The 15,668-nt window shown below is 64.7% G+C and carries 11 protein-coding genes and 2 pseudogenes; 6 read left to right on the forward strand and 7 right to left on the reverse strand.

The window, feature by feature from the left end:
• Window positions 1-5 precede the first annotated feature (5 nt).
• Window positions 6-1,196, reverse strand: a complete 1,191-nt coding sequence (locus ACFVTM_RS18090) for an FAD-dependent monooxygenase (protein ID WP_390205193.1) — start codon at window positions 1,194-1,196, stop codon at window positions 6-8.
• Window positions 1,197-1,488: 292 nt separating this feature from the next.
• Between ACFVTM_RS18090 and ACFVTM_RS18095 the strand changes: the two are divergent.
• A pseudogene (locus ACFVTM_RS18095) lies at window positions 1,489-1,950 on the forward strand (DDE-type integrase/transposase/recombinase); the annotation flags it as partial.
• Between the two features lie 812 nt (window positions 1,951-2,762).
• On the opposite strand, the gene ACFVTM_RS18100 reads toward ACFVTM_RS18095, so the two are convergent.
• Entirely contained in the window at window positions 2,763-4,634 is a 1,872-nt protein-coding gene (locus tag ACFVTM_RS18100; RefSeq protein ID WP_390205195.1) for a helix-turn-helix domain-containing protein, read from the reverse strand.
• A gap of 216 nt (window positions 4,635-4,850) precedes the next feature.
• Window positions 4,851-5,381, reverse strand: a complete 531-nt coding sequence (locus tag ACFVTM_RS18105) for a low temperature requirement protein A (RefSeq protein ID WP_390205197.1) — start codon at window positions 5,379-5,381, stop codon at window positions 4,851-4,853.
• Here ACFVTM_RS18105 and ACFVTM_RS18110 point away from each other — a divergent pair.
• From ACFVTM_RS18110 to ACFVTM_RS18120, 3 genes are all read left to right on the forward strand, one after another.
• Window positions 5,283-7,865, forward strand: a complete 2,583-nt coding sequence (locus tag ACFVTM_RS18110) for an ATP-dependent Clp protease ATP-binding subunit (protein ID WP_390205199.1) — start codon at window positions 5,283-5,285, stop codon at window positions 7,863-7,865. The genes ACFVTM_RS18105 and ACFVTM_RS18110 overlap by 99 nt on opposite strands.
• Window positions 7,866-8,233: 368 nt before the next feature.
• Complete coding sequence (locus ACFVTM_RS18115) at window positions 8,234-9,136, forward strand: amidohydrolase family protein (RefSeq protein WP_390205200.1); 903 nt, start codon at window positions 8,234-8,236, stop codon at window positions 9,134-9,136.
• Between the two features lie 310 nt (window positions 9,137-9,446).
• Window positions 9,447-10,097: a DUF1345 domain-containing protein gene (locus ACFVTM_RS18120; RefSeq protein ID WP_390205202.1), complete on the forward strand. Its 651-nt coding sequence runs from the start codon at window positions 9,447-9,449 to the stop codon at window positions 10,095-10,097.
• A 642-nt stretch (window positions 10,098-10,739) separates the two neighbouring features.
• On the opposite strand, the gene ACFVTM_RS18125 is transcribed toward ACFVTM_RS18120, so the two are convergent.
• The 4 genes and pseudogenes from ACFVTM_RS18125 to ACFVTM_RS18140 all read right to left on the reverse strand — a co-directional run bounded on the left by ACFVTM_RS18125 (window position 10,740) and on the right by ACFVTM_RS18140 (window position 12,756).
• On the reverse strand, window positions 10,740-11,117 hold the full coding sequence (locus ACFVTM_RS18125; RefSeq protein ID WP_390205204.1) for a hypothetical protein: 378 nt from the start codon (window positions 11,115-11,117) through the stop codon (window positions 10,740-10,742).
• A 54-nt stretch (window positions 11,118-11,171) separates the two neighbouring features.
• Window positions 11,172-11,564, reverse strand: coding sequence for a J domain-containing protein (locus tag ACFVTM_RS18130; protein WP_390205206.1), 393 nt, complete (start codon window positions 11,562-11,564; stop codon window positions 11,172-11,174).
• 242 nt (window positions 11,565-11,806) lie between these two features.
• Window positions 11,807-11,971: pseudogene (locus tag ACFVTM_RS18135) on the reverse strand (Hsp20/alpha crystallin family protein); the annotation flags it as partial.
• Between the two features lie 83 nt (window positions 11,972-12,054).
• On the reverse strand, window positions 12,055-12,756 hold the full coding sequence (locus tag ACFVTM_RS18140) for a GntR family transcriptional regulator (RefSeq protein WP_390205208.1): 702 nt from the start codon (window positions 12,754-12,756) through the stop codon (window positions 12,055-12,057).
• A gap of 199 nt (window positions 12,757-12,955) precedes the next feature.
• Between ACFVTM_RS18140 and ACFVTM_RS18145 the strand changes: the two genes are divergently transcribed.
• Both ACFVTM_RS18145 and ACFVTM_RS18150 read left to right on the forward strand, forming a co-directional pair.
• Window positions 12,956-14,737 (forward strand): FAD-dependent monooxygenase, encoded by a 1,782-nt coding sequence (locus ACFVTM_RS18145; protein WP_390205209.1) that lies wholly within the window; start codon window positions 12,956-12,958, stop codon window positions 14,735-14,737.
• Window positions 14,738-14,798: 61 nt separating this feature from the next.
• Window positions 14,799-15,656, forward strand: coding sequence for a fumarylacetoacetate hydrolase family protein (locus ACFVTM_RS18150; RefSeq protein ID WP_390205210.1), 858 nt, complete (start codon window positions 14,799-14,801; stop codon window positions 15,654-15,656).
• Window positions 15,657-15,668 lie beyond the last annotated feature (12 nt).

Below are 15,668 nucleotides of genomic sequence, written 5' to 3' on the forward strand. Positions count from 1 at the left end.
GGGAATTATTCCCTGGGGCCATAGAGACCGAAACGGAGGTCCGGGTCTCCTGGGGTCCAGGTGTTCTCGAATTGGGACCGCGCGCCCATGCTGGTCACGCGGTCGATGAGGTTGTTACCGAGCCGAAGTCGCCCCGGTTCCCATTTGGCCAGAGCCTCGGTGATACCCTCGTTTTCGCCAAGAGCCTCCGCTAGTGCCCAGGCATCTGCCGCTGCTTTGGCAGCTGCAGCTGCGGCGTGAGGGCGGGCGGCGAATGCGGCATCGCCGATCAGGGCGACCCGTCCTTCGACCATTCGGGGCGTCCGGACGTCGAGGACAGGCTGGATATACGGCTCCGCAGTAAGGTTGACGAGTTCGGCGGCGGCCGGTGCCAGCAGTTCCTTGGCAGCCGTCTTCATTTCGGTGACGTAGCGGTCCTGAACCTGTCCAGGATGAACTGAGACGGAACCGACAAATCCACGTTTGTCGGTCAGGATCTCGTCGAGTTCACGGCCCTCGGCCACATTCCGGTACCAGACGTAGTTAAGGAGGCGCTTGCCAACCTCAAAGCCGTTGTCAGGGCCGGGGATGGGGTACATGCAGATGTGGGTGCTGGGTCCAACCGAGTATGTGAGGGAACTTCCGAGCAGCTCTGCCGTTTCCGTCGGGACGTCGCTTTCCAGGACGGTACCGCGCCAGCCGATGTAGCCGGAGTAGGACAAACCCGCTTCGGGGTATAGGCGTTTGCGGCCGACTGAGGTGATGCCATCGGCGAAAACTACGAGGTCAGCGCGTTCAGTGCGGCCGCTGACAAACCGGACGTCTACACCATCAGCATCCTGGTCAAATCCGACGGCGTACTCGCCCAATACGTAGCTCTCCCGGCCGAAGTCGGCCAGCAGGGAGTTGTACATGACGCTCCACGAGCTGTAGTGCCACTCCGCCTTCTCTTCGAACAAGATTCTGTTACCTTCGCCCAGGTAGCGGAGGAATTGTGTCGAGGTGCTTACCTCTTCAGGGCTGATGTTGCTTCGTTCACGGAACCACCGGAGGGTGTCAGGTTGAAGCACGATGCCGCCGCCGCGGTTGCCCAGCTCAGTGGATGTCCGTTCGAAAATCGTGACATCGAATCCTTGTTCCCTGAGCAGCAGCCCCGCGGTAAGGCCGCCAACGGACCCTCCGAGGACCAGGGCCCGCTTGCCATTATGCGTAGTCATTCTGTTAGCTCCTTTGCCAGCTTGTTGCGTCATCGGTGACCGCAATCACTACGTCCAGTGTGGGCGGTGCAACATCGCCAACAAAGGTGCATGAGCCTATAAAGATTGCCCAACCTATGTGTTGGAACACACGGTCCTTGTGGTGAAGGGCAGGGCTGGCCAACGTGTCACGGCGACGGCCTAGTCGTAGTTCCCACGGACGTTGTGAACAGCGTGGCGTGATGTAAAGCGCGAGGGCCTCCGGTATCGATTTGGGTTACCACACTCCCCTCGACGCCCAGGAGGTGGACATCAAAAGCTCGGACGCATCCCCAACGGCGGCGGACACCGCGCCCTTGGCCGGGCCGAGGGCAGGCGGAACCGCAAGGCGGGGACCGGGTACGCCTGCCTGCACCACGCCGTCGATGACGACTCGCGTCTGGCGTACTCGGAAATCCTCACCGACGAGACGAAGGAAACCGCCACCGCCTTCTGGCTGCGCGCCGTCGCGTTCTTCGCCGCCCACGGCATCAACGTCAAGGCCGTACTGACCGACAATGGGTCCTGCTACCGTTCCCGGGCCTTCGCCGCGGCCGTGGGACCACACATCAAGCACCGCAGGACCCGCCCCTACCGGCCCCAGACCAACGGCAAGGTCGGACGCTTCAACCGCACCCTCGCCACCGAACGGGCCTACGCCCGCCCCTACCTTTCAGAAGGTGACCGCGCCGCCATCTGCCCGGACTGGCTGCACCAATACAATCACTGTGGGTGAGAATCTGCGTCGCCGCGCCGGCAGCGCTGGTGGGACTTGCCACAATGATCATGACGCCTCCGTCTCTGGCCCCGCAGATCGCCGGTCTCGTCGCGCTTCCGGCGGCTCTGGCAGGACTTCTGGGAGGATTACTTGGCCGACGCCGGGGCCAGGCAGCGGATTGTCCGCCTCTGACACCTCCGGGGACTAAGCGGATCGGCATGGATCCCGGAAGCATCCCTCCGATCACCGGCACCTCTGGTGTGTCAGATTGAGCTCTGAGAGTTCAGTCCTACCGTGCCGGTAGATGGCAATTCAGGGTCTGTCCTGACGCTTCAAGGGCCTCCTCCTGGCGTCAAGTCTGGGTGTAGACCAGCCTGAAATCTGTGCGACAGAGCCAGTTTCGGTTCCGTCGCCAGCGGAGGTAGTTGCCGGTTTATACGCCGCGACAAACCTTTCGGGTTAAACACCAGGTGCGTCCTCATTCCTACTAGTGCGCGGCGGAGCCAGTTGCAGGGATTCTCAGCCGCGGTCCCTGGAGTTGCTGTGGTACAGGACTGCCCTGCGGCCCCGGTCCTCAAGTCGGATCAGGAACGAGAGAAAACCGGTGTCACGCGCACAATGTGCTGGGGCGGATGACACCGGTCTTCATTCAGGATCTCTCAAAAGTTAGTTCACACCGGCCTTTTCTACGGTGTTCTTTGCAACGAGCGGGTCCTGCGGCGGTGCCGGAGATCTCTCGTTCCAGAGCTGTGTGAGGTGGCCTATGGAGGTATCTGCCATATTGGCAGTGGGGACATGTGCATCTCAACCCACATCAGTGCTCGGCTGGCTCAGCCTAAGCGGCCACTGATCCCGGCGGACTGCAGGCGCCAGAGCCGCAGGGCCACATGGATGTCCAGGGATCGGCCGCCCCTGCGCCAGCTGGCGCCGAGGATAGTATCGATGCGCTCCAGCCGCTGGCGGAGCGTGTTGGGATGAACGTGTAGGGCCTCCGCCGCCGCCGTGCCGGACGCGTCGTTCTCCAGGAAGGTCCAGGCGGTCAGAACGAGCTGCGTTCCACGGCGGCTGTCATAGTCGAGCAGGGGTCCGAGCTGGGCCGCCAGCAGTTGCGTGGCAAAGGGGCTGTCCATGGCGCCCAACAGCATCCCGGCCGTGCCGAGGGCGGCCAGGTCGGCGGCCTCGCCCTTCCGCGACAGCGCTTGCAGCGCGCGCAGCACGGCATGGGCCTCGGCATGGGCTCCTGCCAGGCTGGAAAATCCTGTTACCGCCCGTGAAGAGCCCACGCTGGCCTCGATGCGCTGGTGCTTCAGGGCATCGAGGATCGACTGTCCGTTGTCCTCGCCCCCGCCCCCGCTCGTACTACGGCCGTGGCGCGTCGGTGGCTCGATGACGCACAGATGCGATTCGTGGAGGGCAGTGATTCCGGGACGGTTCTGGGCGTGTCGCTTCAATACTGCGAGTGCCCTTTGCCGCTGGTCCTCCCGAACGCCCACCACCCGGACCACCAGCGGGATGCTGTCTGCGAGGCCGAATCTCCCGGCCCGGCGTTTCAGTGCTTCTGAATCCTCGGACCGCGGGTTCAGGAGTTCGTCTATAAGTTCCAGCTGCAACCGGTACTGCGCATCCTGGAAAGTCCTTTCAAAGAGCAACGCCGCACTGAGGACCAGGGCGCTACGCTCCAGCACTGCAAACCGCTCCTGGCTGATGTGGCCGGCAACAATCAACGAGGCCAGGTGCTGGTCGCCGGCGACCGCGGACATCACGGTGTACTGCCGGCCGTCTACCGTGAAAGGGATGGGCAGCGTCCGCGCGGCGGAGAGCTCGGCGGCGCTTAACGCAGCGGGATGGCCGAAGTCCGGGTTTGCGCCGAGCCCTGCCACGGTCTCACCCATGGGCGAAACCACGAACACTTCGCTGTCCATGGACTCGGCCAAAAGTAGCATGAGGTTGGGCAGGCTGTTGGCAGACGCCAGGGTTTCCATCAACCGCTGATCGAGGGAAGAAAGCTCCTCCAACGCCTTCACGTGGGCAAGATTCTGCCGCTGCGCCTGATCCAGCCGGGCCAGGGCGTCGGCCATTTCCGTGAAGTGACGGGCGTTCTCGAGCGCAACAGCGGCATGGGTGCCGATGGATTCCATGAGCGCGACGTCGTCGCTGCTGAAGTTGTGCGCGTGCCGGTCCGCCACGAGGAGCGCCCCGATGACCTTGCCTTCGGCCCTCAAGGGCACGCCCATGATCGCCTTGACGCCTTCTGCCGCGACCGCCGCATCACTCGACTCGAGGTGAGATTTGCTCTGGTCAGCCAGGTAGTCCGCGGATTGGGAAGGGGCTTCACCGGTGGCCACGGCGCCGAGGACGCCCTCGCCCAGGGGCATGCGGATATTCCGAAACAGGGCTGTTGCGGCACCGTCGGTCACCCGGATGTACGATTCCCCGGAAGCGTAATCATTCAGGCTCAGATATGCGATGTCGCTGCCGATGAGCGAGCGGGTTCTGCGCACGATGGCCTTCAGGACGGCCTCAACGTCACGAATGCCGGTGAGGTCCGTGGCCGTGTCGTACAGGACTCGCAGCAAGCCCTCCCGCCGACTGGCCTCCCGGAGCCTGGCGTTGAGGCTGCGGGCCGCTGCTGCCGTCGCTGGATCGAGCAGGTTCTCCGCCTGCATGGCTGCCAGTTGGGTTTCCAAACCCTCAGCAGACACGCCCTCACCGAGGAGAGCCAAAAGCCGCCCTAGTGTCAAACCCTCCGGAGGAGGAACGGCGCCGGTGTGGACCGGCGGACTCTCTTGGGCATCCATACGGGCCATGGTAGCGGCCATCCGAACCTTGAGGAACGCCGCCCCGATACCGTGGGTGGCGGGTTCAACGCCCTGGCTGGTGGGCTCCCCGCCTCTTGGAATCTGGGGGTATGTGCCGTCCTATCTGGCTGATCCGGTGGCCGGTTTATAGACAGCAAGAAGAAGCACAAATGTCTCGCCGGCCGCCACCCACGAAGGATGCTCCAACAAATGATGGGACAGTTGCGATAGGGCGGAAACAAAGACCAGATCGAAGAACAGCTCGAGGCGCGAAACCTCGCTTGCGGAAGTCGCGGACGCATCAGCGACCTGGCACGGATCATCTGTATCCAGGATCCAGTCCCGCCGAGGGTTTCGAACAGGAGGGCTGCCGTTCCCACCGGGACGATCCAGAAGTGATCTCGATGGGGGTTGCGCCCTGAGCCTGAGCAGCGTCCAGGCGCCGGGACGCCGCGATTCCCCGGGGCCGGACCCCGCCCGTTGCTGCTCCCGGGAATAAATACGCTTTCTCAACGTTGAGTCAAGTACACTCAACTCTCTTAGGAAGGTTTCATGGCTGAATTTTTTGGGCCGGCGGAGTCCGGCCACGGCTCGTTCGACGAATTCCTTGCCCGTTACCTGCAGGGCCAGCGCGCGGCCGGCCCCGGGCACCCGATGGACATCACCCGGCTGCTGAGCCGGCGCACCCATGACGTGCTCGCGCGTGCCGCACAGTTCGCCGCGCAGCACGGTCACATCCATGTGGACGCGCTGCACATCCTGCGTGTCATGGTCGAGAGGGAACCGGCCGCCGACTACATCCGCCGCGCAGGCGCGGAACCTGCCGCCATCGCCACGGCGGCCGAGGAGCGTCTCCCGGAGCAGGGAACGGCCAGGGCGGAAACGACGCCGGCCCTGACGCCGTCGGCCCAACGCGCCCTACTCGACGCCTACCAGGTTGCCCGGGCATTCGGCTCAACCTACATCGATCCCGAACACGTGTTCTTCGCGCTCGTCGTTAACCAGCAGGCCCCGGCCGGGCAGGTGCTCGCAGCGGCCGGGGTGACGCCGGAGTCCCTTCAGTCCGGTCCGCGCGACCAGTCCGCTCGGCGTGGGGCCACGTCGACCGGCGCGGAGCCCGGACTGTCGCAGGCGGGTGCCGCCGGGTCGGACACCCCGACCCTGGACACCTACGGCAGCGACCTCACGGCACATGCCCGCGAAGGCAGCCTGGACCCTGTGATCGGCCGGAGCGCCGAGATCGAGCAGACCATCGAGATCCTGGCCCGGCGCACCAAGAACAACCCTGTCCTAGTCGGGGAAGCCGGCGTGGGCAAGACCGCGATCATCGAAGGGCTGGCCCAGGCGATCATCGCAGGCGCCGTGCCCGAACAGCTCCGCGGCAAGCGCGTCATTGCCCTGGATCTGCCTGCTATGTTGGCCGGGACGCGGTACCGCGGGGACTTCGAGGAGCGCCTGACCAAGGCGATGGACGAGGTTGGTTCACGCGCCGGGGAAATCATCCTGTTCATCGACGAACTTCACACGGTCGTCGGAGCCGGCGGCGCGGGGGAAGGCGGCATGGACGCAGGAAACATCCTGAAGCCGCGCCTGGCCCGTGGTGAACTTCATCTCGTCGGCGCCACCACCCTGAGCGAATACCGCAAGGTGGAGAAGGACGCGGCTCTGGAACGCCGCTTCCAGCCCGTACAGGTCGGCGAGCCGAGCATCGAGGACGCCGTACAGATCCTGGGTGGCCTGCGCGGACGGTACGAGGAACACCACGGCGTCCGCTACACCGACGAGGCGATCCGCGCCGCCGTCGAACTCTCCGCACGCTACGTGAGGGACCGTTTCCTGCCCGACAAGGCCATCGACCTCATCGACCAGGCGGGTGCGCGGCTGAGCATCAAACTCGGCTCACAGACCGACGTGACTGTTCTTCGCGAGCAGCTCGCAACCCTGGAAAAGTCCAAGGACGATGCTGTCGCCGCGGAACGCTATGAAGAGGCCTCGCGGCTGCGGGATGAGATTGAGGCAGTGAACGGGAAGCTTTCCGCTGCGATTTCCAGTGCACCTGAGGCTTCCGAAGGCGCCGAGGCGGTCGTCGGTGAAGCGGAGATCGCGGGGATCATCTCCCGGTCCACCGGGATCCCGGCCAGCAGGCTCACGGAAGACGACCGGGAACGCCTGGCCAGGCTCGAGGAGGAACTGCATCAGCGGATCGTCGGGCAGGAAGACGCCGTAACTCTGATCGCGAAGGCGGTCCGGCGTAGCCGCACCGGCATGGGGGACGCGGACAGGCCTGTCGGCAGCTTCCTGTTCCTCGGCCCGACGGGTGTGGGCAAGACCGAACTCGCCAAGGCGCTGGCCGGGTCCTTGTTCGGGGATGAGAATGCGATGGTGCGCTTCGACATGAGCGAGTTCGGCGAACGGCACACCGTAAGCCGGCTGGTCGGAGCCCCTCCGGGTTATGTCGGCTACGGAGAAGCCGGGCAGTTGACCGAACGCGTCCGTCGTAACCCGTACTCCGTGGTGTTGCTCGATGAAGTGGAGAAGGCCCACCCGGATGTGTTCAACCTGCTGCTCCAGGTGCTCGACGACGGGCGGCTGACCGACGGACAGGGCCGCATGGTGGACTTCCGCAACACCGTGATCATCATGACCTCCAACCTCGGTTCGGAGTTCCTGGCCAGCAAGGGCGGCGCGATGGGCTTTGTATCGAAGGCCGACGAGGGCAACGGCTTCGGCTCGGAGAAGGCGCTGCGGGACCGGGTGCTGGGCCGGCTGCGGGAGACCATGCGGCCGGAGTTCCTCAACCGGATCGACGAGATCGTCCTGTTCCGCAAGCTGGACCAGGCGCAACTGCGCCGGATCGTTCGGCTGATACTGAACCAGACGGAAGCCCGCCTGCAGTCCCAGGGCATCACTCTTGAGGTCAGCGAAATGGCTGTCGACTGGATCGCCGAACGCGGCTACGAGCCCGAATACGGAGCCCGGCCGATGCGCCGCGTGATTCAGCGCGAGCTGGACGACCGGATCGCGGATCTGTTCGTGGCGTCGGACCTTCAGTCTGGCGGCCAGGTGGCCGTCTCGGTCGACGGGCAGTCGCTCGTCGTCGAGGCCCGCCATGAGGCGATGCCGCTGGCGGCGTAAGCGGCGTCCGGATCCGCCAGCGGGTAGGTCCGGACCGCGGCCGGGTACACAGGGGCGCCCTGTGTGCCCGGCCGAAGCTGTCTGGCGAGCCCCTCCCGGTTCGCTGTGCCACGTCGCCACCCATTTCCAGGACGCGCTGTGGCGCGAGATGTTCCACCTCGTCCAGAGCGGCGTGACAAGCGTCAAGGACACCGACACCGCCACTTCCTATGGCGCCGCCCGCCCTGAGCGAAAGCAGCGGCTCTCTGCCCATATGCTTAGCAGGGCAATAGGTCTCACGCCCGCGCAGGAGGGCTTTTGCCCTGGCGAGCTTCATCGGGTTGACGATGCTGCGGTGCTGATGAGATGTGGAACGTAGGAGGTTCGTCTTGGCTGTAGCACCTGTGCCGCGTTCAGACGCGGAGGTCCGCCCGTACCTCGACTCTCTGGGCTTGCCGGGGATTGTTGATCTGCATGTGCATTTCATGCCTTTCAAGGTGCTGGAGAAGGTGTGGGGGTTCTTTGACCGCGTTGCGGACAGCGGTGCTCCGCCTTGGCCCATCACCTACCGGGGCCCGGAAGAGGAGCGGGTGCGAACGCTGCGGGACATGGGAGTGAAGGCATTCACCACGCTGAACTATGCACACCGCCCCGGCATGGCGCAGTGGCTCAACGACTACTCAACAGCATTCGCCTCGACCCATGCTGACGCCATCCACTCTGCCACTTTCTACCCCGAGCCGGGCGTGGAAACCGTCGTCGCGCGCAGCTTGAAACTAGGCGCTCGAATCTTCAAGGTACACATCCAGGTGGGAGGATTCTCACCCTTGGACCTTCAGCTTGCACCCGTCTGGGAGCTCATCGAGGACTCCGGCACACCGGTCGTCATCCACTGCGGCAACGGTCCGCACCCCGGAGAATTCACCGGACCCGAACCCATCCGCGAACTCATTAAAAGGTACCCCTCGTTGGTGCTCATCATCGCGCACGCGGGCCTGCCGGAGTACCAGGAGTTCGCCGATCTTGCCGCAAACAACCCTCACGTCTACCTGGACACCACCATGGTCGGCACCTCTTACATGGAACAGGTCGCCCCGATCCCGCCCGGATACCAGGACACCCTTGCTGGACTGTCACACAAAGTCGTCTTCGGTTCGGATTTTCCTTCGATTCCCTACTCCTACAGCCACCAGATTCAGGTACTCGAAGGCTGGGGGCTCGGAAGCCAATGGATGAAAAACGTCCTCTGGCACACCCCGCGGACACTCCTAGGGCTGGACCGGCTGCGCTAGCCACGCCTGTTCTTTGCTCCTAACCCTGGGGCAGGCCGTGTCCGAGCCCGCGCGCCCTCCAGGGCGCCGGGTCCTTCGGATTTTCGAGACGGCAAATACGGGGAATGAATACCTGCGTCGCTACCGCCTGCTGTTCGTTCTTGGGGGGGTGGGAATAGCGTCGCGGCTCTTCCCTGCTGCCTGTCACGACGGGGGATCCATGTCCAGCAACTCCCCGTTCCTTCCGAGCACCGCGGGCTGAGGTGCCCCGATAATGGAGGCATGCGAAGGGTCATCGAGTGTTCCTGAGGGATAAGGAGACGCGCAAGTCGTGAGTAGCCATAGTTTCAGCTCCCCCGTCAACAGCACCCGGGTTCGGCTGGCGGTCATGGCGGCCGGGGGGCTGGCCGTGGCCGTTGCCGTGGGGCTCTTGGGCTCCTGGGCCTACGCCCCGGACATCGGGTGGGCGGCCGCGTCGCTGATCTACTTGGTTTGGGTGTGGTCGGTGATTTGGCGCCTTGATGCGTCGGAGACCGCTGCCCACGCACTCCGCGAGGATCCCGGCCGGTTCGCCTCCGATATTCTCGTCCTGGCGGCCACGATGGGAAGCTTCGGCGGCGTCGCACTCATCCTGATGGATGCAGGTTCCGCCGAGGGGGGAACGAAATCGGTCATCATTGGCGTTGCCCTGGGCAGCGTCGCCCTCTCTTGGCTCCTGGTCCACACCCTTTTCACACTCCGCTACGCCACCCTTTACTACCGGGCAAATGATGGAGTGGACTTCAACAAGAAAAATCCGCCCAGGTACGCGGACTTCGCGTACCTGTCCTTCACCATCGGCATGACATTTCAGGTTTCCGACACCAACCTGACCACGGACTCCATACGGTACGCCGCACTGCGCCAGTCCCTGCTGTCCTACGTGCTGGGAGCCATCGTGCTAGCCACGGCGATCAATCTCGTCGCGGGCCTCGTCCGCTGAAGGTCCGGCTCCGAGTCGCCGGACTGGATTCCCGATATTTAGCAGCGGCCGTCAGCGGCATCGTCGTGCTTATCCGTGCCAGTCCAAGGAGCTCACCGTCCCGGGCCCTGGCCGATGTGGGCCAACTACGCGCGGCGCACCGAAGGATTCGGACTGTTCAGTTATGGCTGTCCTGCGCGGTGCCAGACGCTGGGGCGAGTGTTCACGGCGGGGGAGGCCGAAACGTGGTAGCCCCCGGGGCCGGCAGGTGGGAGGTAGACGCTTTCACCACCGGGTGGGGCAAGGCGCCGGTCACGGATGCCCAAAATTCGGCAAGCGTGGCTGGATTCTGGGCCTCCAGGTTGATCGCACCGAGGGTGATCTGATGAGTTGTCATGGTTGCAGCGCTAACCGGGGCCTTCCTTGACCTGCCCGGCATCAGGGTGGTCGTCCCCGGGGGCGGACGCCAATGCCGACGTTCCTGCGGCGGGGGCCGGGCGGGCCGGGGGGAGTGGCCCGCGTAGCGTTGGGTGGTCTCGGTTGTTTGGGTGTGTGGCAGGAGCGTTGCGGCAGGTGCGGCGGTGAGCGTTATGAGGGGCCCGGGCGGTCACGAAAGCAACGCGTTCCGGCGTGGCTCAACGTCCAGTGGGGCCCGTGCCGGGTCTAGGGCCGGGTTCCGTAGATGAATTCCTTGGCGTGGCTGACGGCCTTTCTGAATGCGTCGTTGCGCAGGGTGATCTGGTCATCTGTGTCTGTGGTGCCCGGTTCGGTGTAGGCGGTGAGGCCGGGGTGGAGCCCCCAGATGTCTCCGGCGGGCGGGAGGTAGAAGACGCCGAAGGAGCGGTGACGGGGGTCGTCGGCCCAGATGGGGACGACGGCGACGGCGGCGCCGGTGTCCGGGTTGATCCATTGGGCCCGGGGCAGGGGGTGTTCGTGGACTTCGGGGTCCAGGAACGGGGCCGTTCCCTTGCCCCAGCGTTGTTCGAAGCGTTCGTAGAACGCCGGCATCAGATGGGCATCGTAGGGGTGCCAGGCACTCATGGGGGTTTCCTTGTCCGGGTCGGGTTTTTGTCAGTGGCGGCGTCCGGGGGCTGGTCAGAACCGGATCCACCACAGGACCTGCCGTCCCGGGGCCGGTGTGCCCGGTGTCGGGCTTTCGCGCCGGAGCGGGCCGATGATCAGGTCAGGGCCGGAAAGTCCCGGCTCCCGCGGCGGCGCTGGCTGGGGCGTCGTCGGCCGTTGCCGGTCGTAGGCGGCCCGCTTGGCCGGGTCGCCGAGGACGGCGTAGGCATCCATGATCTCCTGCAGCTCCTGCAGCTCCTGCCGCTCTTGCGCTGTGGAGTCCGGGCCGGCGGGAACGGCGCCCGCGGGACGGGTGTCGGGATGACGGGCCCGCACCATGGCCCGGTATGCCCGGCCTACCTCGCGGGCCGTCGCCGCACGGCCCAGGTGGAGAACCTCGTAGGGATCGGGGCTGCGTCCTTTCATGGTCCGGACTCCCGTCGGCTCGGCTGTTCCGGTCCGCCCTGGCGCCCCGGCGGGGCGGGGGCGGGGGTGTGCGGGTGGTCCCCGGCCCGGAGGCCGGGGACCACCGTGCGGGAGGCGCCGTCGGGGCCGCATTTCGCTGCGCAACTGGCGCGGTGGCGTGGCTGCTCTGCATCGCCCTTTACTTACTGGCGGCCGGTCCCGGTGCTCCCGGTCCTGCGGGCCTGTCCTTCCCCAGGGGTGGGTCAGGCGGCGTTGATTGCCTGTGGCTCGTTTTTCTCGGAGGTGATCTCGATGCGGCGCGGCTTGGCCTTTTCGGCCACGGGGATCCGCAGCGTCAGGACCCCGGCGTCGTAGCTGGCCTTCACCGCGTCGGTGTCCAGGGCGTCACCGAGGATGAGCTGGCGGCTGCGCCGGCGGCAGCATTCACACACCCGGAATCGTCCTCGACCATGCGGCCCACCCAGGGGTTTACTGCCGGGCAAGGGCGCGGTTAGGCGGATATGCCGACGGTCCGCCCTGCATTTGCATTCGATTCCGCATAGGCCAGCAAGGCGGCGGTGGTCCGTTCGATGTGCTCCGTTAAGGCTTGGACTGCGCCTTCGGCGTCCCTTGCGACGGCGAGTTCAGCTATGTGCCTGTGTTCGGCGGCGACGTCGCGGTCCAAATCATGTGCGATGTCAATGGACCAGTGCTGATAGAGCAACGAACAGTCCCGCAGCTCGGTGGCGATGGATTCGAGTCGCGGGCTGTTGGCTCCGGTAAGAAGTGTCCGGTGGAAGGCGTGGTGGGCCAGAGACCAGTCCCCGCCCAAGTGCCCTTCACGTGTTGTGTACGGCGTCCCCTGAAGTGTGTGATGGGCGGCTATCACCGCGGATTCCCACTCCAATCCACCTTGGCTAATTGATTCCCGGAGCACGGCGGTTTCGATGAGCACACGGGCGCGGGTCAGATCCAGCAGGTCCTCCACGGACAGTGGAGCCACGGAGAAACCGCGTTGCGGGAGCGCACGTACCAGTCCCTCTCCGGCGAGGCGGGTCATGGCCTCCCGGACCACAGAAAGGCTCACGCCGTACCGGGTTCCCAGGCCGGCGAGCCTCAGCTTGCTTCCCGGGAGGAAGGTTCCGCCAAGCAGTTCGGCCCGCAGGGAAGCATAGACCTCCTCGGAATGGGTCTTCGGCTCAGTTGCGCTCATGGGAACACCTTACCCGAGGGACAATGGAAAAACGCCTAACTCAAATAAAATCGATATTTTCTTGCTATATCGACGAAGCGCTGGAAGAGTGTGCTGCAGATCACCCCCAGATCGGCCCCTGAAATCCCGTTGGCAGCGTAGCCAGCAGGAACAGGACAAACGGCCAATATCCCAGCAGTACTTGCCCTAAGGAGATTCCATGACGGATATACAAGTTCCTGTCCTCATCGTCGGCGGTGGCGGTGCAGGTTTGACCGCGTCGATGACGCTGTCAAACCTCGGCATCGAGTCGCTTCTGGTGACGGCATTCCCCAACACCTCGATTCTGCCCAAGGCCCACGTGCTGAACCAGCGCACCATGGAGATCTTCACTGAGGTCGGCGTCGCCCCCGAGATCTACAAGCGCAGCACGCCCGCCAAGAACATGAAGGCCACCGGCTGGTACGCAGGGATCACCGGCGATCACGACGGCTACGGCCGTGAACTGGGACGCCTTGAAGTCTGGGGCGGCGGCTACACCGATCCAGACTACGTCGCGGCCAGCCCCCGCCGGACCTGCAACCTTCCCCAGATCCGCCTTGAACCGGTGCTGCGGGCACACGCAGAATCACTGAACCCGGGGAACGTCCGTTTCAACCACGAACTCACCGGACTTGTGCAGGACGAGGACGGCGTCGTGGCCACCGTCCACAACAAGGACGACGGCACCGACTTCACCGTCCGCGCCAAGTACCTGTTTGCCGCCGACGGCGGCCGAACGGTCGGCAAGATCCTGGGCGTCGGCATGTCCGGGCCGCGGGACCTGATGCGCATGGTTACTGTGCACTTCACTGCAGACCTCTCTGCCTACCTCAAGGACGAGGAAGTCCTCATCCGCTGGCTGGTCAACCCCGACTTTGGCGGTTCCTGGTCCAGCGGGGTCCTCGTGCCCATGGGCCCGGACAACTGGGGACCCGCTTCCGAGGAATGGATCATCCACCTCCAGTACGCCACGGATGATCCCGAAGCCATGCAACGCGAGAAGGTCCTGGACCGCCTCAAGGGCACGCTCGGCATTCCGGACTTTGACCCCGAGATCAACAGCATCAGCCAATGGGTCATGGAAGGTGTTATCTCGGACAAGTTCCGGGCAGACTCCGTCTTCTTCCTGGGCGACGCCGCGCACCGGCACCCCCCGACAGGCGGCCTGGGGCTTAACTCCGCTGTGCACGACGCCTACAACCTGTGCTGGAAGGTAGCATCGGTACTCCGCGGCCAGGCCGGCGATTCCTTGCTGGACACCTATGAGGCAGAGCGCAAGCCGGTGGATCAGAACAACATCAACAATGCCGTTGCCAACGCGATGAACCACTTCGTCATCGACAAGGCACTGAACCTTTCCCCGGACAACACCCCGGAGCAGAACTGGGCGGAGGTCCGCCCGCTGTGGGAGGACCTGCCCGAATCCCACGACAAGCGGCACGCCCTGAACAAGGCCATCGGCTCCCAGACCATGGAGTTCCGCCACCACAACGTGGAGTTCGGCTACACCTACGACTCCACTGCCGTCGTCCACGACGGCAGCCCCGAGTACGTCCCGCTGGACCCGGTCCGCCTCTACGAGCCGAGCACCAAGCCCGGCCACCCGATGCCCCATGCCTTCGTGGAACGCGAAGGCGAGCGGATCCCTCTGGGAACCCTGGTCCATGGCGGCCATTTCCTGCTCATCGCCGGGGAAGACGGCGGCGACTGGGTCGAAGCCGCGAACAAGATCGCCGCAGAACACAACCTGCCCATCAAGGCCGCAACCGTGGGTGTCCTGGACAGCGACTACGTCGACGTCCGTGCTGCTTGGCTCAAGCACCGCGAAATCTCCCCGACGGGTGCAGTGCTGGTCCGGCCCGACCGGTACGTGGCGTTCCGCTCCGTCGACGGCGCAGATGACGCCCAGGCGGTGCTCAAGTCCGCGCTCAGCCAGGTGCTGGCTACAGAACTGATTTGAGATTGGGGCTCTGACCTGCCGGCGCCCGCCGAACCACTGTCACTACTTTCAAGGAGCTATTTTGCGTATCGCAAACCACAACAGCCGGGCTGTTTTACTGACCTCAGATGAGGCTGGCAAAGACGTCCACACCGCCAGCGAGGGCCGTTTCGGCCCGGACCTGCCTTCGCTTTACAACGAATGGGAAGCGTTCACAGCTTGGGCCGAGGGCGTGCCCAGTTTTGAAGCCGATGTTGCCATCGACCGTTCCCTGCTCGGGTCCCCTTCCCCGGCGCCCCGCCAGATCTTTGCCATCGGGCTGAATTACAGCGCCCACGCCAAAGAATCAGGGTTTGAGGAACCCGACCAGCTGCCCCCGGTCTTCACCAAGTTCGTCAGCGCCCTCACCGGGCCCGATTCCACGGTGGCCCTGCCCGAGGGCGGAAACACCGACTGGGAGGTGGAGCTCGTAGCCATCATCGGCAAGGAAGCCTCCAATGTCTCCGCGGCCGACGCCTGGGAGCACGTGGCCGGCCTCTCGATCGGGCAGGACCTCTCCGAACGAGTCTCCCAACTGCGGGGCCCAGCACCCCAGTTCGGGCTCGGCAAGTCCTTCCCCGGCTTCGCCCCGGTGGGCCCGTGGCTCGTCAGCCCCGGAGAGTTCGGCAACCCGGACGACTTGGAACTTGGCTGCAGCCTCGACGGTGAAGAGGTCCAGAAGGGACGCACCAGTGAACTGATTTTCTCCGTTCCTGCCCTGATCCAAGGCCTTTCCCAGACGGTGACGCTGTTTCCGGGCGACATCATCTTCACGGGCACGCCTTCCGGCGTCGGTGTGGGCAGGAACCCGCAGCGCTTCATCCAGCCCGGCGAGACTCTCATTTCCCGCATCGAAGGCATCGGCGAAATCACCCAGACGTTCGCCGCCGCCGCTTCGTGAAGCATTCCTGCT

Origin of the sequence: Arthrobacter sp. NPDC058130, from assembly GCF_042884475.1 — a bacterium.
Taxonomy (GTDB): domain Bacteria; phylum Actinomycetota; class Actinomycetes; order Actinomycetales; family Micrococcaceae; genus Arthrobacter.

What these genes read in the sequence shown, in the direction of transcription:
- ACFVTM_RS18090 (WP_390205193.1), bottom strand. Translation starts at nt 1,196, where the DNA reads ATGACTACGCATAATGGCAAGCGGGCCCTGGTCCTCGGAGGGTCCGTT.
- ACFVTM_RS18145 (WP_390205209.1), top strand. Translation starts at nt 12,956, where the DNA reads ATGACGGATATACAAGTTCCTGTCCTCATCGTCGGCGGTGGCGGTGCA.
- ACFVTM_RS18130 (WP_390205206.1), bottom strand. Translation starts at nt 11,564, where the DNA reads ATGAAAGGACGCAGCCCCGATCCCTACGAGGTTCTCCACCTGGGCCGT.
- ACFVTM_RS18140 (WP_390205208.1), bottom strand. Translation starts at nt 12,756, where the DNA reads ATGAGCGCAACTGAGCCGAAGACCCATTCCGAGGAGGTCTATGCTTCC.
- ACFVTM_RS18125 (WP_390205204.1), bottom strand. Translation starts at nt 11,117, where the DNA reads ATGAGTGCCTGGCACCCCTACGATGCCCATCTGATGCCGGCGTTCTAC.
- ACFVTM_RS18110 (WP_390205199.1), top strand. Translation starts at nt 5,283, where the DNA reads ATGGCTGAATTTTTTGGGCCGGCGGAGTCCGGCCACGGCTCGTTCGAC.